A 20,203-nucleotide genomic window follows, 5' to 3' on the forward strand; every position below is an offset into this window, starting at 1 on the left:
CTAGCGTCAGTGGCTGATCATCCATGGCCTGCCCGCGGGATTGGTCTTGAGGCCGCCCGCGGTCGTCGCGCCCTTGGTGCTGCCCGATCCGCATCCACAACCCGGCCCATGCCGGTGCTTGTACTCACCCGAGCGTTGCGGCGCATGCGCCGAACGCTCGTTGACCTGATGCCCGGCGCGCGCGCTCGCCGCCATCAACGACAACGAAGGCAAGCTCAAGGTGCGTTGCGCCGGCGTGTCACAGGTGGGGCATGCGCAAGGCATGTCGCGCTCGGCCACGCGGCGGATCGCCGCGAATGGGCCGCAGTTCTCGCAACGGTAATCATATGTCGGCATGGTATGGTCCTTGAGTACCTTGATTCGTTCTATCTCCAACGACCGCCGCGCCAAGGACAAACTCAGCACGGCGGTCTTCCAGCCACGACCCTTTCGGGTGTTTCAACAGCCGCCTACGTCAGACCAGATCCGGTGACAAAGGTAGATCCACGCCGCCGGTAATGTGCTTGACGGGCCCTGCGGAAGTCGGCTGGATATCGAAGTCGAAAATCTGCGTCGGCAACCAGAGCGTCGCGCACGCGTTAGGCACATCCACGACGCCGCTGATATGCCCCTGCACCGGCGCCGTGCCCAGAATCGAGTAAGCCTGAGCGCCCGAGTAACCAAACTTCTTCAGGTACTCGATCGCATTCAGGCACGCCTGACGGTAGGCGATATGCACGTCCAGATAGTGCTGCTTGCCCTGTTCGTCGACGGAAATGCCTTCGAAGATCAGGTAGTCGTTATAGTTGGGTGTGATCGGGCTTGGTTTGAAAATCGGGTTCTTGATCCCGTACTTCTCCATGCCGCCTTTGATCAACTCCACCTTCATATGCACCCAGCCGGCCATTTCAATGGCGCCGCAGAAGGTGATTTCACCGTCGCCCTGGCTGAAGTGCAGATCGCCGACGGAAAGACCCGCGCCATCCACGTACACCGGGAAATACACCTTCGAGCCGCGCGACAGGTCCTTGATATCGCAATTGCCGCCATGCTCGCGCGGCGGCACGGTGCGCGCGCCCTCGGCGGCGGCGTTGTCGCGCGCGTCTCCGGCGAGGCGCCCCATGTGCGCCGTGGCGGCGAACGGCGGATTGGCGAGGCCGGGAACGCGTTGCGGGTCGGTGGCGATCAACCCGGCTTCGCGCTCGTTCCAGGTGGCCAGCATCTTCGGATCAGGCAGGCAGCCGATCAGCCCCGGGTGAATCAGGCCCGCGAAATTCACGCCGGGAATATGGCGCGAACTCGTGTAGAGACCATGAAAATCCCAGATCGACTTTTGTGCTTGGGGAAAATGGTCGGTCAGGAAACCACCGCCATTCTTCTTCGAGAAGAAACCGTTGAAGCCCCATTGGCTCTCCTGCTTCGCGCCGATGTCGAGCAGGTCCACCACCAGCAGATCGCCCGGCTCCGCGCCCTTCACGCCTACCGGTCCCGAGAGGAAGTGCACGATGGAGAGATCGATGTCGCGCACGTCGTCGGCACTGTCGTTGTTCTTGATGAAGCCCCCGGTCCAGTCGTAGGTCTCCAGAATGAAATCGTCACCCGGATTGACCCAGCAGGCCATCGGGATATCCGGGTGCCAGCGGTTATGGACGTTCTCGTTGTCGTAGGCCGACTGGTTCAGATCGACCTTGATTAGCGTTTCAGCCATTGCAAACTCTCCTCTTGGAAATTGCAGACAGTCGGCTCACACCGACAGATACTCGCGAATCTTCGCGGTGTCGGCGTCGCTGCGCGTGCTCTCATGCACGAGGCGCCCGCCTTCGATAACGAAGAGCCGGTCAGCCACATCGAGTGCGAAACTCAGGACCTGCTCGGACACGACAATCGTGATGTCCCGCAACTTGCGGATCTCATTCAGCGCGCGCGCAATGTCCTTAATGATGGACGGCTGAATGCCCTCGGTGGGCTCGTCGAGCAACAGCACCTTGGGCTCCGTCACCAGCGCGCGGGCAATCGCCAGTTGTTGCTGCTGACCGCCGGACAGGTTGCCGCCCTTGCGAGAGCGCATCTCATAGAGCACCGGAAAGAGCGCATAGATCTCTTCGGGCACGCGCTTCGTAGGCGAGTTCTCCAGACCGGTCTGGATGTTCTCCTCCACGCTCAAGGTGGAGAAAATCTGCCGCCCCTGTGGCACGTACGCGATACCTTTGGCGACGCGCCGGAAACTTTCATCGCGCGAGACCTCTTCGCCATCCACCTGTACCGAACCCGCCTTGAGCGGCAAAATGCCGATCAGCGACTTGAACAGCGTGGTCTTGCCCATGCCGTTGCGTCCCATGATCGCCACGGTCTCGTTGCGGGCGGCGCTGAAGCTGATGCCGTGCAAGGCTTCGCTCTGGCCATAACTGACGAATACGTCGTCGACATTCAACATGCTGGGCTCCTCGTTGCTCGTTTCACGGCCGCCTGCTGTCCAACTCGTGGTTCGTTCGACTTCGTACACGACTCAGTGGCCCAGATAGACATCAATCACGCGCGGGTCGTTTTGCACCTGTTCCATCGCGCCCTCGGCGAGAATCTTTCCCTGGTGCATTACCGTGACCTTGTGGGCAATCTGCTCGACGAATGCCATGTCATGTTCGATAACGATCATCGAACGGTTCTGGCAGATCCGTTTGAGCAGTTCGGCCGTGACCTCGCGCTCGCGCACGCTCATACCGGCGATCGGCTCGTCGAGCATCAACAGTTCGGGCTCCTGCATCAGCAACATGCCGATTTCCAGCCACTGTTTCTGCCCGTGCGACAGCAAGCCGGCTTCGAGATCGAGCTGACTGGCGAGGCCGATCTCACCAGCCACGCTTCTCACGCGGTCCATCACGTCGTCGGTGCGGCGAAACGCCAGCGCACCGAACACGCCACGTCCTCGCGGAAACGACACTTCGAGGTTCTGAAACACGGAGAGGTTTTCGTAGATAGACGGTGTCTGGAACTTGCGGCCTATCCCTTTGCGCACGCGGCGAAACTCCGGCAACTGCGTCATCTCTTCGTTGCGGAACTTGATGCTGCCGTGGGTCGCACGCGTCTTGCCGCAGATGAGATCGAGCAGCGTGGTCTTGCCCGCGCCGTTCGGTCCGATCACCACGCGCAGCTCGCCGCGATCCACATACAGGTTGAGCGAATCGATCGCCTTGAAGCCGTCGAACGAGACGCTCAGCTCTTCCACAGCCAGCACGAAATCGGTATTGCTCATGAGGCGCTCCTTGCGCCGCGGCGCGCGAGCCACGGCTTCACATGACTGTCGTAGAGACCGGCGAGCCCGTTCGGAAATGCCATCACCACGCCAATGAAGAGCGCAGCCATCAGGAATAGCCACAGGTTCGGAAAGCTCTCCGAAAACCACGTCTTGCCGAGATTGACGAGCACCGCGCCGTAGACCGCACCGACCAGCGACATGCGTCCGCCGACAGCGGCATAGATCACCATTTCAATGGAAGGCACGATCCCCACGAACGACGGTGACATGAAACCCACCTGCAACGTGAACATCGCGCCACCGATCGCGGCCAGTATCGCGGCGACGCAGAACGCGAACACTTTGAACATGGCCACGTCGTAGCCCGAAAAACGCACGCGGTCTTCCTTGTCGCGCATGGCGAGCAGCAGCGTGCCGAGCTTGCTGCGCTGGATTTGCCGGCAACAGAGAATCGCCACCAGCAGCAGGACCGCATTGACGAAGTACAGGATCAGCTTCGCACCGTCGCCGCGAATGTCCCATCCGAGCAGCGTGCGCAAATCCGTAATGCCGTTCACGCCGCCCGTATACCCTTGCTGGCCGATGATCAGCACCGAAAGAATCAGCGCCACCGCCTGCGTGATGATGGCGAAGTACACGCCGCCCACGCGCCGCTTGAACATGGCAAAGCCCACCACGAACGCCAGCGCGCACGGTACGACCACCACCGCCGCGAGCGCGAACGGCAGCGAATGAAACGGCTTCCACCAGAACGGCAAAGCGGTGAGCTGGTTCCAGTCCATGAAGTCGGGAATGCCGGGCGTCGACTGGATTTTCGTGCTGACCGGGTCGGAGGCTTCGAGCTTGAGGAACATGGCCATGCAGTAGCCGCCGAGGCCGAAGAACACGCCTTGCCCGAGGCTCAACACGCCGCCGTAGCCCCATGCCATTACGAGGCCGACCGCAACGAACGCGTAGGTCAGGTACTTGCCCATCAGGTTTAGACGGAACACGTCGAGCGCGAGCGGAAACACCACGAGAATCAGCGCTGCCAGCACGGCGATGCTGCCGTAGCCATCGGTCGTCAGCCAGCGCCACAGCGCGGGCCGCAGGCCGGCGCGCCCGGCTGCATGATCCGGCGAAGCGGGCACGCCGGCGGAAGGGTTCAGCGGGTCCATATGCGTTTCTCCGGGCTGAAGCAATTGATAGGTCGGTTCAGAGGCGCGCTCAATGAAAGATCACGCACGGCGCACCTTCGACGCGAAAAGTCCTTGCGGCCGCAGCATCAGCACGATCACGATGGTCAACAGCGTCACCACGCGCGCCGACGAACCCGTCATGAAGAACTCGCTGATCGACTGCATCTGCGCAATGCCGAACGCGGACGCCACCGTGCCAAGCAGGCTCGCGGCGCCGCCGAACGTCACCACGAGGAACGAATCGACGATGTAGAGCGAGCCGCTGGTCGGCCCGGTGGAACCGATCGCGGTGAACGCCGCGCCCGCGACGCCCGCCATGCCGCAGCCGATCGCAAAGGTCAGCCGGTCGGTCTTGCGTGTGTCGATGCCCGCGGCATTCGCCATCTGACGGTTCGCCACCGTGGCCCGTACACGCAGGCCCCAGCGCGAGCGGTACAGCGCCAGCAGCACGCCGCCTGTCATCAGCACGGCGAGGCTCATCACGAAGAGGCCGTTGATCGGAATGTCGAGGCCCGGCTTCGGCGACCATGAGCCCATCAGCCAGTCGGGCAAAGTCGGGCTCACTTCTTTCGGACCGAATACCGAGCGGAATACCTGCTGCATGCCGAGGCTCAACCCCCAGGTGGCCAGCAAGGTGTCGAGCGGGCGCCGGTATAGATGACGGATCAACGCCCACTCCGCGACCCAGCCTGCCGCGAACGCCAGCGCGAAAGCCGCACAAATGGCGAGCGGGAAATACACGGGCGCGAAGCCGTGCCAATAGTTGTCGGCCAGCTGCGAAAACATATAGATCGTGTACGCGCCGATCGTCATGAATTCGCCGTGCGCCATATTGATGACGCCCATCTGGCCGAAGATCACCGCCAGCCCCAGCCCCATCAGCAGCAGCACGCTGAAAAGGCTCAAGCCCGCGAAACCCTGCATCAGCGTGATGTTAAGAATGTCCGAAGCCGACATGTCGCTCTCCTCGAATTGATCGGCGCGCGCTCGCACTGCGGCGAGCGCGCTGCACTCGTGGCTTGCCGCGGTGATTACTGGTAGCCCTTCGGGAACGGATTGGGCTCGATCAGATCCGGCGATTCCGCGACCACCTTGAACTGGCCGTCGGCCTGCGCCTGACCGATCCGCGTGCGGCTCCACAGGTGATGGTTCGCGTGAATCTTCACGTAGCCTTCGGGCGCGGTCTTCAATTCGATGCCGGGCGAGGCCGCCACCACCTTGTCGACGTCGAAGCTGCCGGCCTTCTCCACCGCCGCTTTCCAGAGCCATGGCCCGAGGTAGGCCGCCTGGGTCACATCGCCGATCACGGATTTCGGTCCGTATTTCGCCTTGAATGCCGCAACGAATTTCTTGTTGTTGTCGTTCTCGAGCGATTCGAAATACTTCATCGCCGAATAGAAGCCCGCGAAGTTTTCGCCGCCAATGCCGAGCACTTCGTCTTCCGTCACCGAGATGGTCAGCAGGAACTGCTTGTCCGCGGTGATGCCGGCCGCTTTGAGCTGCTTGTAGAACGCCACGTTCGAACCGCCGACGATGATCGCGTAGATGCAATCCGGCTTGGCGATCTTGATCTTGTTGATCAGCGAATTGAAGTTGGTGGTGCCGAGCGGGTAGTACTCCTCGCCGACCACCTTGCAGCCGGTCAGATGCTGCTCGATGTGCTTGCGCGCAATCTTGTTCGAGGTGCGCGGCCAGATGTAATCCGAGCCGATCAGGAAGAAGCTCTTGGCCTTCTTCGTCTGGTTCGCCCAGTTCAGCCCCCAGAGAATCTGTTGCGTCGCTTCCTGGCCGGTGTAGAACACGTTGTGCGACTGCTCAAGGCCCTCGTAGAAGGTCGGGTAGTACAGCAGGCCGTTGTCGCGTTCGAAGATCGGCAACACGGCCTTGCGCGAGGCCGACGTCCAGCAGCCGAACACGGCGGCGACGTGATCGTTCTCCAGCAGCTTCTTCGACTTTTCAGCGAAGGTGGGCCAGTCGGATGCACCGTCTTCCTGAATGACCTTGATCTGGCGGCCAAGAATGCCGCCCGCAGAATTGATCTGTTCGATCGCCAGCCGCTCGGCCTGAATCGAGCCGGTTTCGGAGATCGCCATCGTGCCGGTCGCCGAGTGCAACTGCCCCACCGTCACTTCGGTGTCGGTGACGGCAAGGTGCGTGGTGTTGACCTTCGCGGTCGGATACTGCTGGGCCCGCGCGATGCCGGACATGGCCAGCGCGGGCGCGGCAGCGAGCCCCATCAGCAGTTTGCGGCGCAGTGCCGAGGGCATGCCGGACTCGTTCTGATCATCGTGTGACATCGAATTCTCCTTGTAGTCGTGGTCGGGCGACCCGCGCTGGGAACCGGATGGCGGTGTCGACGCCACGAAAGGTAGGTAGCCAATTTGCGCGGCCCAATACGTCAGTTGACGTAGGGCGCGACGAAAATCCGCTCCCTATAATCGCGGCGGCGTGGCGTGCCCCAATGGCGCGAGGGGAAGGAGGCGAGCGCGAATGGAATGCAATTTGCATGGCCGCACCGCTAGCCACGGAATCCGCCGACGAAAGGCCTCGATGCACCAAACGCAACCACAGAACCCGCTGCCCGCCGGTCCCGCCACCCAAGCTGGGGCATCGCGCCCACCCGCAGGCGGCACGCAGCGTATCGTCAAGATCCGCCGCGACTACAACGCGTGGGTCGGCGACGAGACGCTCGAGGACTACGCGCTGCGTTTCACGCCGCGCACGTTCCGGCGCTGGTCGGAATTCCGCGTCGCCAATACGGCGATCGGCGCGGTGTCGTTTCTGGTGCTCGAAGCGATTGGTGGCGCGCTGGTGGTGAACTACGGTTTCACCAACGCGCTCTGCGCGATCCTCGCCGTCTCGCTGCTGATCTTCCTGACGGGCATTCCGATCAGCTATTACGCCGCACGCAACGGCGTCGACATGGACCTGCTCACGCGCGGCGCGGGCTTCGGGTACATGGGCTCGACGCTGACCTCGCTGATCTATGCGGTCTTCACTTTCGTTTTTTTCGCGCTGGAAGCGGCCATCATGTCGCTCGCGCTGGAGCTGTATCTGAAGGTGCCGCTTTCCGTGGCTTACGTGATCAGCGCGCTCGTGATCATTCCGGTCGTGACCTTCGGCATTACGTTCATCAACCGTCTGCAGGGCTGGAGCCAGCCGTTGTGGCTCGTGCTGCTGGTCGTACCGTACGTCGTGGTGTTGTGGCGTGAGCCGCATGTGCTCGCGCAATGGGTGACGTTTCGCGGCGTTTCGGGCAACGGCCACGAGTTCAATCTCGTCGCGTTCGGCGCGGGCTGCACCGTGGTGTTTTCGCTGATCGTGCAGATTGGCGAGCAGGTCGACTATCTGCGCTTTTTGCCGCCGCGCACGCGCGCCAATCGCTTTCGCTGGTGGGCCGCGCTGATCGCGGCCGGCCCTGGCTGGATCGTGCCCGGCGCGATGAAAATGCTGGGAGGCGCGTTTCTCGCCTTTCTCGCCATCCAGCACGAGATCGATCCGGTCAAGGCCGTCGAGCCCACGCAGATGTATCTGGTCGCGTATCAGTACGTGTTCCACTCACCCGAAGGCGCGCTCGCCGCGATGACGCTGTTCGTCATCGTGTCGCAACTGAAGATCAACGTGACCAACGCGTATGCCGGTTCGCTCGCGTGGTCGAATTTCTTTGCACGGCTCACGCACAGCCATCCGGGGCGCGTGGTGTGGCTTGTGTTCAATGTGCTGATTGCGCTGCTGCTCGTTGAAATGGGCGTGTTCGAAGCCATCAGCAAGGTGCTTGCGCTGTACGCCAACGTGGCGATTGCCTGGATTGGCGCGGTGGTGGGCGATCTCGTCATCAACAAGCCGCTCGGGTATAGCCCGCGCCATGTCGAGTTCAAACGCGCGCACCTGTACGACGTCAACCCGGTCGGCGTGGGCGCCATGCTGATCGCTTCGCTGATTGCCGCGCTCTCGCATGCGGGTGTCTTCGGCGCCACGGCTGAAGCGCTGTCGTCGTTCATTGCGTTGCTGGTCGCGTTCATCTGCGCGCCGCTGCTGGCCATCGCCACACGCGGACGCTTCTACCTGGCGCGCGACGGCCGCGACCTCGAACAGGGCGCGATACTGCGCTGCGTGATCTGCGAGAACACCTTCGAACGCGAGGACATGGCGCACTGCCCGGCTTACGCCGGTTCGATCTGTTCGCTGTGCTGCTCGCTCGATTCCCGCTGCAACGACTCCTGCAAACCGCACGCGCGGCTGCCCGCGCAATTCGGCAGCTCGATGCGCACGCTCTTTCCCAAGCTCAAGCTCGGGCCGGCGGGCTTGCGGCTCGCGCAGTACGCCGGGTTGCTGATCGCCGTGCTGACGCTACTCGGCGGCGTGCTGGCGGTGCAGTGGTATCAGAGCGTGCGCACCCTGCCCGATCTCGACACGACCGTCCACGAGGTGCTGCTGCAGGGCTATCTGAAGGCGTTTTTCGCGCTGGCGCTGGTCGGGTGTATTGCGGCGTGGTGGCTCGTGCTCGCCAACGAAAACCGCAAGGTCACGCAGGAAGAATCGCAACGGCAAGCCGAATTGCTGATGCAGGAAATCGAAGCGCACCGCAAGACCGACGCCGCGCTTCAGCGCGCAAGCGCCGCGGCCGAATCCGCCAACCGTGCCAAAAGCCGCTATGTGACGGGGCTGAGTCACGAACTGCGCACGCCGCTCAACAGCATCCTCGGTTACGCGCAACTGCTGCTGCAAGGCACCGACGAACTGCCGCCGGCGCGGCGCAATGCCGTGGAGACGATCTATCGCAGCGGCGGGCATCTGCTGGCGCTGGTGGACGGCCTGCTCGACGTTGCGCGGATCGAAGCCGGCAAACTTCAGTTGAACGTAACGGAGATTTCGCTGCCCGATTTCGTCACGCAACTTTCGGCGATGCTGGAACCGCAGGCCACCGACAAAGGCCTGCAGTTCGAATTCCAGACGGGCGGGCGCATGGCGGAGGTGGTGCGCATCGACGAAAAGCGCGTGCGGCAGATTCTCATCAACCTGATCGGCAATGCGATCCGCTTTACCTCTCACGGTTCGGTGAAGGTGCGCGCGAGCTATGCGTGGGAGACCATTACCTTCGAAATCGCCGATACCGGCCCCGGCATGCCGGCCACCGAGCTGGAACGGCTGTTCCTGCCGTTCGAGCGCGGCACGGCGGCGCGCGAACACGATCATGGCGCGGGGCTGGGATTGACCATCTGCCGCATGCTCACGGAGTTGATGGGCGGCAACCTGGAAGTGCAAAGCGAAGTGGGCAAAGGCACGCGCTTTATCGTCAAGCTGTTCGCGCCTGAAGTGCGTGCGCCGCAGTTGCTGGCGAGCGGCCCGCTCAACGTGAAGGGTTACGATGGGCCGCGCCGCACGGTGCTGGTCGTGGACGATCTCGCGGAGCAACGCCGCATTGTCGTGCAGACGCTGACGCCGCTGGGCTTTCACGTCGTGGAAGCCGCCAGCGGACCGGAGGCGCTGCAATGGCTCGGGACCGCGTCCGCGGATCTGATCGTGATGGATGTGTCGATGCCGGACATGGACGGCTTCGAGGCAAGCCGCCTGATTCGCGACAACCATCTGTCGGCCGCGCCGGTTCTGATCCTGTCGGCCAACGCATTCGCGGACGATCGCGACAAAGGCGCCGCAGCCGGTTGCGACGACTACCTCGCCAAGCCGCTCTACATTCCGCTCCTGCTCGACAAACTGGCCGCGCTGCTGCAGTTGCACTGGATTGTCGAGCCGACCGAAACCGCTGCGAGCGCCTCCCCCGTTGCACGCGCCGACGTAACGGCGAGCCTGCCCGCCGCGTTGCGCGAGAAACTGCATGCGCAACTGGAAATGGGCTACGTGCAGGGCTTTATCGAACAACTCGACGCCGCCGAGCATGGCGCACCGGAACTCGCCAGCGTGCTCGAACCGTTGCGCGCGCTTGCGCGCCGCTTCCGGCTGACCGAACTCGCGCATCTGCTCGCGCCTACCCAGCAGGTCAATCCCGATGCATGACGACACTTTGCTCCTGCCGCCCGACACGCAACCGGACTTGCCCGACGGCAAACCGGTGGTGCTGATCGTCGACGACACGCCCGACAACCTCGCCCTGCTCTCCGATACGCTGCAGGCGTCCGGCTACGCGGTACTGGTGGCGCTCGATGGTCAATCCGCGCTGCAACGCCTCGCGCGCATTACGCCCGACGCCGTTCTGCTCGACGCGTTGATGCCTGGCCTCGACGGCTTCGAGACCTGCCGGCAGATCAAGGCCGATCCGCGCAACCGGCATCTGCCCGTGATCTTCATGACCGCACTGACCGATAGCGAACATGTGGTGCAGGGATTTCGCGTGGGCGGTATCGATTACGTCACCAAGCCGGTCAAGCCAAGCGAGGTCAGCGCGCGGATTGCCGCGCACGTGCAGCGTTCGCGCCAGCAGCGTCAGGCGGACAGGGTGCTGGAGATCGGAATGCGCGCGGCGCTGATCGCGGCGGCGAGCGGTGAAATCAGATGGCAGAGCGATCTGGCGCGGCAACGGCTCGCCTGGTATGAGACGGGCCGCAAGCTGACAGAAGGGGGAAATGATGACGGAGGCTGCCTGGTTTCGGCTTCGTTGACACCCAGCCGTGCTGACGAAGCCACGCTGTTGCATCACCCGCTCGTCGAAGCCGGCCCGCGGCTGCCTGCCGTGCTGGCGCAATGGCTCGCGCGCTGGATCGAAGCCGGCTGCGACCTGCAAGCCGCCTTCGAGACCGCCGCCGACCGCGTGCGCCGCGTGGCGCGTGTACTGGGACCCGCGACGCGCGGCGAATGGGTGATCCTGCTGGAAGAATTCGACGACGCCGCTCATACCAGCGCCCTCGCCTCCCAATTCGGCCTGACGGCGCGAGAAGCAGAGGTGCTGCTGTGGCTCTCGCGCGGCAAAACAAACCGGGATATCGGCGACATTCTCGGCATGGCGCCACGCACGGTGAACAAGCACCTCGAACATGTGTTCGGCAAGCTGCATGTTGAGACGCGCGCTGCTGCCGCAGCGATTGCGGCGAAGGCGAGCACGCGGTATTGACGCAACTGGACAACGACGGGTTTGGTCGACGCACCGGCCAGAATTGTCTATCCCTTGTTTGTGGGCGGTTGGCCAGGAATACGGTACACGACAGACTTGTACTTTGGCGTTACACGGCCTTCCACGATGACACCGCCAAGAGATTCGGCAATGCGGCGGCTGGGTCGGTTTTCCTCGGCAACCGGATACGTAAAGCTCTTACAGCCTATTGCGCGCGTTGCCCATTGTGCAACCAAAGTTACAGCTTCACGGCCAAAGCCCTGCCGATGGCGATCTTCACGAATCCAGATGCCGAGTTCCGGAGCCTCGGTCCCTACGTGATGAAGCCCTGCCAATCCGAGAAAACTCCCGTCAGCGCGTTGACGCACCACGAAGACGTAGTCCGATCCGTCGTCTATCTTCGGTATCCAGGACCGCCAAACAACATTGAAATCATGCCGGGAAGCGGGAGGCTCCCACCCCATGTAGCGGGTCAGCGAGGGGGTGATGCACATGAAGGCTTCGTCTGCATCGTCGACCGAAAACGGCCTGATCGAGAGGCGCGCCGATTCAAGCCAAATATCCGTCTGTCGCTGCGCCATCGGCCGCCACCCTTTGAGCGTCGTCTATATGTCTACGATTGTCGAGGAATCAGAAACCTGCGTCGACTGTCGATTCACGGCTGTATGCATGGCCCGTACCGTAATCAACCGTTGCGCCTCAGCGCCTCAAACGCCGGTTGAAAGAGCAACTTTCTGCTAAAGCTCTTCAAGCGATTTTATTCCCGGCCGACGGACAAAAACAAAAGTTGTGCAAACCCCCGATTGGGGCGAAACCTTGGCATCGCCATTGCATGTTTGGACCGATTCCGCCTGAATCAGCTCTTTCATATGTCCTGTTCGGTCAAGAGCGTGACTTCATCCGCCGTGTGCGTCCGCCGCCCCCTTCGAGCGACTAAACTGGGCTTCGGTCTTTCGAGGGGGCTTCTCTCAAGCGAACCCCACCCCTCGATTTTTCGGCCTGCCGCTCCCTCGGGCGGCAGGCTCTTTTTCGTGGACCTCTTCAATATCAGGCCGTACGCATGACGACTGCCGGCCTCACCATCGGGTGAAAGACGACCCGCTCCAGTTGCAAAACCGCATGACGCTTTCGAGGAAAGCATGCAACTACCGTACGTAGATAATTTCATCAAGGATTGGCAACACGGCGTCACCTACAACATCTGCGCCTATCGCAAACTTTCAGGGCAGGAGATGGCGCGCGCGATGCAAGTCTTCATTCAACAACAGGGCGAGCGTCAACCGAAGCAAGGATCGGTTGTCAAGATTTTCTCTGTGATCGGCCTTGGGGACCCTTAGCCGAGGTGATGTGTCAGACACGTCCGCGATCGTGCGCGTGACGTCTCGCTGGGCAATAGCTCCGAAGCGCGCCGAATGGGAGCACACGCCGCCGTGCCGACGCCGCGGTCTAATCGAACATTGACAGCAGTTCCGCAATGTCCGCGTCAGGCAATCGCTTGGCGAGCATGTCCCAGAAGATCACGTCGCGCATTGCGCTGGCATCTTCGGCCGTTTTCCACTCGCGCGCACCAACAATGGAATTGGCCGTCTCGCGAGCTGCGGAAACAATTGTCTGAATGTCTTGTTTGTGCATGAATCCGTTAACGGTCACGCGTAGAGCTTATTTAGCCTGAGGCGCAATCGTTTGCTAAAAATTTTTTCCACCTCGACCCGGCCGCAAGACGATGCATGTGCGGTGAACGAGTTGAAGATAGCGCTCCACATGATACAAGCGCGTTCCGTGCGCAAGGAGACAGGAAACTCCTTACTCGAAAACCCGCGCGGATCGCGAAGCCACGCCTGCTGAACACCGACAGGCCACACACGCCGGAAAGACTGCCAGGCGGGCAGCCGGCGCGAATTCATAGCTCTGGTTGATCCGGAAGGAAATCGACACGCTCAACGCTCGTGCCCGGACCGATGCCGAACGCACCGACTCGTGATGACCAGGCTCCGCAGTGACGGGAGAGTCGGCTTGCGAGGGTGTCACATTGAACAAATGTGAAGGCGGTCGTTTCCTGGGACGTATCGTGTTGCAGCATCCTCGGCAGATGGACAGTGCCGGCGACGGGCGACGACCTATATGGTCCCATCTCCAAGCGCACGGCCTGACCGACCGGACGTCATTCTAACGCTCCCGATGTGTTGCACCACTTTGCGGCGGTTATCGGAAAGCTTCTGTCCGAGAAGACCAAACCTCGGGACGCCATGCGCGAGGAGCTGAGGCACCCACTTCCCGATACCAATGGCAGACATTCGTGACAGTGCACCACGCGACGAAGCGGAAGCACCCAAGTGAGATAAACCTAACCGCAAATACATTCCTCGCGATATATTTCGCCCATATTGGCCATTTCGCCAATATCGGACAGCAATAATTCCGCATCGCTGATAAATGAAGAATATATGCGCTATACATTCCGTCTCGCTTCTGTTGAAAATTGCACCGGCAATTTCGAAACATTACCCGCCTGCCGGGACGAATCAGACGCCCAGCAAGGCTGTGGACCACCTGACTATTCCGTGTCGTAAACAGCCAACGTGTTGGCCAATTCAGCCATGAAATATTGTCGTCAGAATCAAACGTATAGCATGAGCCAATAAGAAAAAGACAGGGTCTTGGGGAGAAGACTTTGCAGACCACAAATTTCCGGGGAAAAATAAATGGATTTGGTACATACTCTGCCGCGCAATTCACGGCAAAGTGCCGTGCCGATGCAAACCAGCGCTCTGACTCGCGTCGACATCGCACTGTTCAATGGTTTCGCATTGCCTAAGGTCGCTGCAATCATCGAGATTTTTCAGAAGGCTAACTCGCTCGCCGCGACACAGCGATCGGGCCGCGCACGCTACGACGTCTCGTTGCTCTCCGCGGCGGGTGGGCGCATTGCCAGTTCGTCATCGGTATTCGTCTGGACCGACGACGTCCAGTCGCACCGAGGCACGAACGAGTCACACCTGTTGTTCATTGCAGGCGGTCCGGGCGTGCAGCAGGCGTGTCGCGACGAGCGATTGAGTGACTGGCTGCGCCGCAGGCATCCGTTCAGCGAGATCGTGCATCCGATCGCGGAAGGGCAGTTGCTGCTCGCGGCGGCCGGGCTACCTAGTCGCTACTGTCCGCTTCTTTATGGAGGCAGCGAAGCCCACGGCCTGCATCCGGCGCGATCGCTGACAGAAGCGCCGAGTGCCGTCATGACGGCGCTGCGCATCGTCGAAGAGGATCTCGGCGCCGATCTGGCACAACAGGTCGCCGGGTCGATCGCGCCTCAGCCGAAAGCGCCCTTCAACGCGTCGCTCACACTTGGCGCGACGCCCCAGATCAGCGAAAAAATTCTGGCGTCGGCGCGTTGGCTTGAAGCGAACGTCGATCGTCCCATCTCAATCGACGACGCGGCGCAGGTCGCGGCGATGAGCGAGCGCAACTTCCTACGCCGCTTCAAGAGCGAGATCGGCATCACACCCTCCGACTATCTGCTTCGCGCGCGTTTGAATATGAGTTGCCGGATGCTGGTCGAATCGCGTCTGCCGGTCGACAAGATCGCGCGCCGTTGCGGTATTGGCAGCGGCGGGCAGTTGTCGAAACTGTTCAGGAAATACCTGGCGACAACGCCGACTGATTACCGGATGCGCAACCAGGTGGCACCGTAAAAGTCTCCCCACGAAGGTGCGGGGTCAACGGGATGCGATTCAATCGCTCCTCGCCGACGAACAGGTGCTGGCGTATGAGTCGCAGACCCGGCTAACAGACTGCGAGTCTTGCGAAGACGGGTCCGGGCAACCGCTTGACGGACGGCGACCCTTGACTCTATCGGCCAAGATTGTGGTTCATTCAGCCGAGCTTTCGTTGCGCTAATAGAGCTTCAGTAACATTCAAACCTGTCGATTCGTTCTTCAATGCGCAAGGACGATCGCCCCAACCAACTGGCCATTCGATCCCAAAGTTTGAATGAATGGCTTTTTATTCCGACGGTTCAACGTAGCGAGTGCATAGGAGTATGGGCGAGTTCATTCCAGAGTATCTGATCCGCGAACAGGCGGCGGTGGGTGCGCTCGTTCTGTTCGCCATTATGCGCATTGTCTGCGCTGCCGTCGCCTTCGAGAAGGGATGGCGCATATCCGTCGTGCAAGCTTATTGCATTGCGATCGCAGCGCTTTACTGCCTTCCCCAGCTATTCGATCTGTTCGTGTACTCGTATGGAATGCAGGCCGCGACTGCGGCCGCGGAACTCGAGGGTAAAGCAGCCGGCTCTGCGATTGCCCTCTTTTTCGCCCCGATTCTGAGTCACAGGCTCGGCTACGAATAGTTGCCCTTCAAGTTTTCGGCCCTTCACGGCGTCTGCAACGTCCCGTCTTTCAACCTTGTCTGAGTCCACGTCGTAACGCTGATCTCGCACGGATATTTCGCCGCCTCGGCTTCATCGAGCTCCACGCCGAGACCGGGTTTGTCGTTCGCATAGACGTAGCCATCCCTGAACTCGGGAAGCCCTGGGAAAACGTCGAGCAACGCAGCCTGCGGACCTTTGAGGTCCTGGATCACGAAGTTGGGCGGCTCGGTGCCGGACCACTCCTGCACGCCGAAATTACGCGCGGCGAGGTCGATATGGATATTCGCCGCATGCGCCATCGGCGACATGTCGCCCGGTCCGTGCCACGCCGTCCTTACGCCAAACTGCTCGGCGAAAATCTGCAGCTTGCGTCCGGCCGTGATGCCCCCGATCTGGCTCAAATGCACGCGAATATAGTCGACAAGACGTTCGGTGATCAGAAAGCGCCATTCGTACGGATTGTTGAATAGCTCACCCTGAGCCAACGGCGTGGTGGTCTTCGCGCGTAATTGCCGCATCCATTCGCCCTCTTCGAGCGCGATCGCATCTTCGAGAAAGAACAGATCGTATTGCTCCAGTTCGCACGCAAAGCGGATCGCTTCAACCGGTTTGAGACGTTCGTGCACGTCGTGGCACAACGCGACGTCGAAACCGATCTTGCTGCGAATGCCGTCGAACAGCTTGAGGGTCTCGCGCATGTACTTTCGGCTGTCGAGATACACGCCCTCCGCCGAACCCGAAGGCGCACTCGACGGCGCCCTGCCATAGCCGCCCCCGCCATAGCCCCCGCTCTGGCAGCGAATATGCGTGATGCCCTGCTCGCGATACTTCTGGATGTTCTCGCAAAGTTCATTGAGGTCGCGGCCGTCGGCATGCCGGTAAATCGGCACGCCTTCACGGCACTTGCCGCCGAACAACTGATACAACGGCATATTGGCCTGCTTGCCCTTGATATCCCACAACGCCATATCGATGCCGGAGATCGCGTTGTTCTCGATCGGCCCATTGCGCCAGTAAGCGTTCTGATGCATCAATTGCCAGATTTCCTCGATCGCCTCGGCATCGCGTCCAATCAGCAGCGGCCGCAAATATTCCTCGATCAGACATTTGACCGCTACGTGGCGGTAAGCAAATGTCGCGCAGCCGAATCCGACCAGACCCGGCTGGTTGGTCTCCACCTTCACGACGATCAGGTTGATGCCTTCCGGCGCGGTCAGAATGACCTTTACATCGGTAATCAAAGTTGCCATTTTTCAGCCTGCCAGAAACGAATCAGAGAGAACCAGTCGGCACGGTCAGCGTATTACGTGCGATTCAACGAGAGCGGCGCTTCACGCTTCGCACGCTGATCGGAATGAGCGGGCACGGTCATCATCAGGATCACGGAGAGCAGCAAACCGCCCGCCATGAAAATGTACGAAGCCGCCGGGCTGCCGGTCGCGCCGTTCAGATAACCCACCACCCACGAGCCCGCAAACGCACCGAGCGCGCCGCATGCGTTGATGAGACCGATCGCGCCGCCGAGCACGTTGCTCGGAATCAACTCCGGCACCAGCGCGAAGAACGGACCGTACGGCGCGTACATCGTTGCGCCCGCCACGACCAGCAGCGCGAACGATATCCAGAAATGCGAGCCGCCGATCAGATACGACGCGACGAACGCAACCGTGCCCACCAGCAGCAACGGCCATACGAACAGCTTGCGATTGCGTGTCTTGTCCGAGAGCCACGAGGCGAGCAGCATGAGGATGATCGCCGCGAGGTACGGCACGGCGGCGAGCCAGCCGACCGAAACGATATCGATCGTGGACGCTGCCTTGAGGATCGACGGCAACCACATGATGAAGCCGTACACGCCGATGCTCCAGAGCGCGTGGATCGCGCAGAACTTCATCACGATCGACGAACGCAACGCCGTCTTGTAGTCGCGCACCGGCGCAATGTCGGCCTGCTCGGCTTTGAGGCGCGCGGTAAGTTCGGTCTTTTCGGCTTCGCTCATCCACGGCGCGTCGGCCGGACGATCCTTGACCGTGAACCACCACACCACCGCCCAGATGAGCGCCGGCGCACCTTCAATAACAAACATTTCACGCCAGCCGAAACTGCGCACCAGATAGCCCGATACCACCGACATCCACAAGACCGTCACCGGATTGCCGAGAATCAGGAAGGTGTTGGCGCGCGAGCGCTCGGTGCGGGTGAACCAGCGGCTGATGTACATCAGCATCGACGGCATCACGGCGGCTTCCACCACGCCGAGCGTGAAGCGCAGCACCATCAGCATCGGAATATTGCTGACCATGCCGGTTGCGGCCGCGCACAGTCCCCACAGAATCAGGCTGAAGAAGATCAGCTTCTTCACGCTGTTGCGCTGCGCGTAGATCGCGCCGGGCACCTGGAACAGGCAGTAGCCGAGAAAGAACAGCGAGCCGATCAGCGAGGACGTGCCGTGCGTGATCCCGAGATCCCTGTCGATCCCGGCCGCGGCGGCAAAGCCGTAATTGGCGCGATCGAGATAGGCGAGGCTGTATGTAATGAAGATGATGGGCATCAGATACCACCATCTTTGAGTTGCTACGGGCTTGACGCTTTCCATGATGTCTCCGGATCGGTACGGCGCATACAACGGTTGACTGCGCGCGAGTCGTTTATTTGTTCTGCTGTACTCGCGCGGACCTGCATTCAATAAAGTTTCAGAGTACGGCCAGCCATCCGCCGTCCACGTAAATGATCTGGCCGTTCACATAGCTCGACGCAGGCGACGCGAGAAAGACCGCCGTGCCGACGAGTTCTTCCGGTTTGCCCCAGCGTTTCGAGGGGTTGCTGCTTTTCACCCATGCGTCGAAAGCGGCGTTCTCGATCAGCGGTTTGTTCATGTCGGTGAGGATGTAGCCAGGGCCGATCGCGTTCGCCTGGATATCCGAGGCGGCCCACTCGGCGCTCATCGCGCGGGTCAGCATCTTGATGCCGCCCTTCGCCGCGGTGTAAGCGCCGACTGTCGCGCGGCCTGCTTCGCTCGTGAGCGAACCGATGTTGATGATCTTGCCGCCCGTGCCGCGCGCGATCATGCGTCGCGCCGCCTGCTTCGCGACGATGAATGCGCTCGTCAGGTTGGTGTCGATCACGCGCTGCCAGTCGCTCAGTTCGAGATCGACGAGCGGCTTGCGAAACTGGATGCCCGCGTTATTCACGACAATGTCGATCTGCACGCCGTCCTTATCCCACTGCGCGAAAGCCTGGGCGACAGCGGTCTCGTCGGTGACGTCGAATGCGCGACCCAGTGCCTGGTAACCCTTGCCGGCAAGTTTGCCGACCGACTCGGCAACCGTATCCGCGCGCGTGCCGTTGAGCACGACGCGCGCGCCCGCCGCGGCCAGCCCCTCGGCCAGCGCAAAGCCAATGCCGCGTGCCGATCCGGTGACGAGCGCCGTGCGGCCGGTGAGATCGAATAGTTGGGTCATGCTGGATCCTCTGTGCAATCGGAAGAAAAGGCGCGAGTACGCCCATCGCGACGGCGCTGCGCGTCGCGTTTCAAGTTCATGGGGTGGCTGTCCGCGAGAGAGGCTTGCGTCAGGCCGGTTGATCGTTGGCGGTGTCGTTCAATGCCGCGCGGTCTTCGAAATCCTGCTCGGCGCGTTTGATGAGCGTGAGTACGGCCTGTTCAGCGGCCTCCGGATCGCCCTGCTCGATCGCGATGCACAGCGCCTCGTGCATGGGCAGTGAACGGGCCGGACCACCGGCGATTTCCGAGCTGAGCTCGAAGCTCGTGCGGAGAATCGCCGACAGCGCGTTCTGCATCTGCTGGACGAACTGGTTGTGACAGGCCGCCAGGATCGCGCCGTGAAACGCGAGGTCGGCGGGAACGTATTCGCCGTGACCAGCCACCGCGCGCTCCATCGCCTTGAAGGCACGGCGCACCGCCACGCGATCTTCCGGCGTTGCGCGTTTGGCGGCGAGTTTGGCGGCGTTCGGTTCGATGATCAGGCGCAATTCCATCAGGTCTTCGATCAGACCCGGCTCGACGGTGCCGGCGCGCGCGCGCCAGGTGATCACGTCGGGATCGAACAGTTGCCACTGCGAGCGCGGCAGCACGATCGTGCCGTAGCGGCGGCGTACCTGCAGCATGCCCTTGGCCGAGAGCGACTTCATCGTCTCGCGGATGGTGATGCGGCTCACCTGCATCTGCTCGGCCAGAATCGGCTCGGCGGGAAGGATATCGCCGGGCATGAACTTGCCTGAACAGATCTGTTCGCCCATCTGGTTCAGGACCTGCCTATGTAACGTCGCCACCATTCACTCTCTAGGTCATACGTATGATGTAGAAGATAGGCGTGTACCGGTTCCATCGCAACCAGGGATGACCC

18 protein-coding genes are annotated in these 20,203 nt (G+C 61.3%); 5 read left to right on the forward strand and 13 right to left on the reverse strand.

Going from position 1 to position 20,203, the window contains the following annotated elements; genetic code table 11:
- Positions 1-6: 6 nt before the first annotated feature.
- The 7 genes from P0D70_RS25010 to urtA all read right to left on the reverse strand — a co-directional run bounded on the left by P0D70_RS25010 (position 7) and on the right by urtA (position 6,707).
- On the reverse strand, positions 7-336 hold the full coding sequence (locus P0D70_RS25010; RefSeq protein ID WP_408186432.1) for a zinc ribbon domain-containing protein: 330 nt from the start codon (positions 334-336) through the stop codon (positions 7-9).
- A 118-nt stretch (positions 337-454) separates the two neighbouring features.
- Positions 455-1,687 carry a formamidase gene (gene fmdA / locus P0D70_RS25015; protein ID WP_091803684.1) on the reverse strand — a complete coding sequence of 411 codons (1,233 nt, stop codon included), beginning with the start codon at positions 1,685-1,687 and terminating at the stop codon, positions 455-457.
- Between the two features lie 36 nt (positions 1,688-1,723).
- Complete coding sequence (gene urtE / locus P0D70_RS25020) at positions 1,724-2,413, reverse strand: urea ABC transporter ATP-binding subunit UrtE (protein ID WP_408186433.1); 690 nt, start codon at positions 2,411-2,413, stop codon at positions 1,724-1,726.
- A gap of 72 nt (positions 2,414-2,485) precedes the next feature.
- The gene (urtD, locus tag P0D70_RS25025; RefSeq protein ID WP_091803689.1) at positions 2,486-3,229 is read right to left on the reverse strand and encodes an urea ABC transporter ATP-binding protein UrtD; all 744 of its coding nucleotides are present in this window, start codon (positions 3,227-3,229) and stop codon (positions 2,486-2,488) included.
- Positions 3,226-4,389 (reverse strand): urea ABC transporter permease subunit UrtC, encoded by a 1,164-nt coding sequence (gene urtC, locus P0D70_RS25030; protein WP_091803692.1) that lies wholly within the window; start codon positions 4,387-4,389, stop codon positions 3,226-3,228. The genes urtD and urtC overlap by 4 nt, the downstream gene beginning before the upstream one ends.
- A gap of 60 nt (positions 4,390-4,449) precedes the next feature.
- Positions 4,450-5,367, reverse strand: coding sequence for an urea ABC transporter permease subunit UrtB (urtB, locus tag P0D70_RS25035; RefSeq protein ID WP_091808902.1), 918 nt, complete (start codon positions 5,365-5,367; stop codon positions 4,450-4,452).
- A 74-nt stretch (positions 5,368-5,441) separates the two neighbouring features.
- A complete protein-coding gene (urtA, locus tag P0D70_RS25040; protein WP_091803694.1) occupies positions 5,442-6,707 on the reverse strand; it encodes an urea ABC transporter substrate-binding protein in 1,266 nt (421 codons plus the stop codon).
- 253 nt (positions 6,708-6,960) lie between these two features.
- Here urtA and P0D70_RS25045 point away from each other — a divergent pair, with 253 nt between their 5' ends.
- Both P0D70_RS25045 and P0D70_RS25050 read left to right on the forward strand, forming a co-directional pair.
- Positions 6,961-10,425, forward strand: coding sequence for a hybrid sensor histidine kinase/response regulator (locus tag P0D70_RS25045; protein ID WP_408186434.1), 3,465 nt, complete (start codon positions 6,961-6,963; stop codon positions 10,423-10,425).
- Entirely contained in the window at positions 10,418-11,476 is a 1,059-nt protein-coding gene (locus P0D70_RS25050) for a response regulator transcription factor (protein WP_408186435.1), read from the forward strand. The genes P0D70_RS25045 and P0D70_RS25050 overlap by 8 nt, the downstream gene beginning before the upstream one ends.
- A gap of 47 nt (positions 11,477-11,523) precedes the next feature.
- Here P0D70_RS25050 and P0D70_RS25055 read toward each other — a convergent pair whose 3' ends face one another.
- The gene (locus tag P0D70_RS25055) at positions 11,524-12,057 is read right to left on the reverse strand and encodes a GNAT family N-acetyltransferase (protein WP_408186436.1); all 534 of its coding nucleotides are present in this window, start codon (positions 12,055-12,057) and stop codon (positions 11,524-11,526) included.
- A gap of 558 nt (positions 12,058-12,615) precedes the next feature.
- Here P0D70_RS25055 and P0D70_RS25060 point away from each other — a divergent pair.
- On the forward strand, positions 12,616-12,813 hold the full coding sequence (locus P0D70_RS25060) for a hypothetical protein (RefSeq protein WP_408186437.1): 198 nt from the start codon (positions 12,616-12,618) through the stop codon (positions 12,811-12,813).
- 109 nt (positions 12,814-12,922) lie between these two features.
- On the opposite strand, the gene P0D70_RS25065 is transcribed toward P0D70_RS25060, so the two are convergent.
- Positions 12,923-13,108: a hypothetical protein gene (locus P0D70_RS25065; RefSeq protein WP_091803709.1), complete on the reverse strand. Its 186-nt coding sequence runs from the start codon at positions 13,106-13,108 to the stop codon at positions 12,923-12,925.
- Between the two features lie 1,070 nt (positions 13,109-14,178).
- Here P0D70_RS25065 and P0D70_RS25070 point away from each other — a divergent pair.
- Positions 14,179-15,162, forward strand: coding sequence for a GlxA family transcriptional regulator (locus tag P0D70_RS25070; RefSeq protein ID WP_091803712.1), 984 nt, complete (start codon positions 14,179-14,181; stop codon positions 15,160-15,162).
- 347 nt (positions 15,163-15,509) lie between these two features.
- Positions 15,510-15,818: a hypothetical protein gene (locus P0D70_RS25075; RefSeq protein ID WP_091803715.1), complete on the forward strand. Its 309-nt coding sequence runs from the start codon at positions 15,510-15,512 to the stop codon at positions 15,816-15,818.
- 23 nt (positions 15,819-15,841) lie between these two features.
- On the opposite strand, the gene P0D70_RS25080 is transcribed toward P0D70_RS25075, so the two are convergent.
- From P0D70_RS25080 to P0D70_RS25095, 4 genes are all read right to left on the reverse strand, one after another.
- Positions 15,842-17,089, reverse strand: a complete 1,248-nt coding sequence (locus P0D70_RS25080; RefSeq protein WP_408186438.1) for an enolase C-terminal domain-like protein — start codon at positions 17,087-17,089, stop codon at positions 15,842-15,844.
- Between the two features lie 53 nt (positions 17,090-17,142).
- Positions 17,143-18,435 (reverse strand): MFS transporter, encoded by a 1,293-nt coding sequence (locus tag P0D70_RS25085; RefSeq protein ID WP_091803722.1) that lies wholly within the window; start codon positions 18,433-18,435, stop codon positions 17,143-17,145.
- Positions 18,436-18,532: 97 nt separating this feature from the next.
- Positions 18,533-19,300, reverse strand: coding sequence for an SDR family oxidoreductase (locus tag P0D70_RS25090; RefSeq protein WP_408186439.1), 768 nt, complete (start codon positions 19,298-19,300; stop codon positions 18,533-18,535).
- Positions 19,301-19,409: 109 nt separating this feature from the next.
- Positions 19,410-20,132 carry a FadR/GntR family transcriptional regulator gene (locus tag P0D70_RS25095; RefSeq protein ID WP_286162109.1) on the reverse strand — a complete coding sequence of 241 codons (723 nt, stop codon included), beginning with the start codon at positions 20,130-20,132 and terminating at the stop codon, positions 19,410-19,412.
- Positions 20,133-20,203 lie beyond the last annotated feature (71 nt).

The organism is Paraburkholderia sp. RL17-381-BIF-C (assembly GCF_046026435.1).
Taxonomy (GTDB): domain Bacteria; phylum Pseudomonadota; class Gammaproteobacteria; order Burkholderiales; family Burkholderiaceae; genus Paraburkholderia.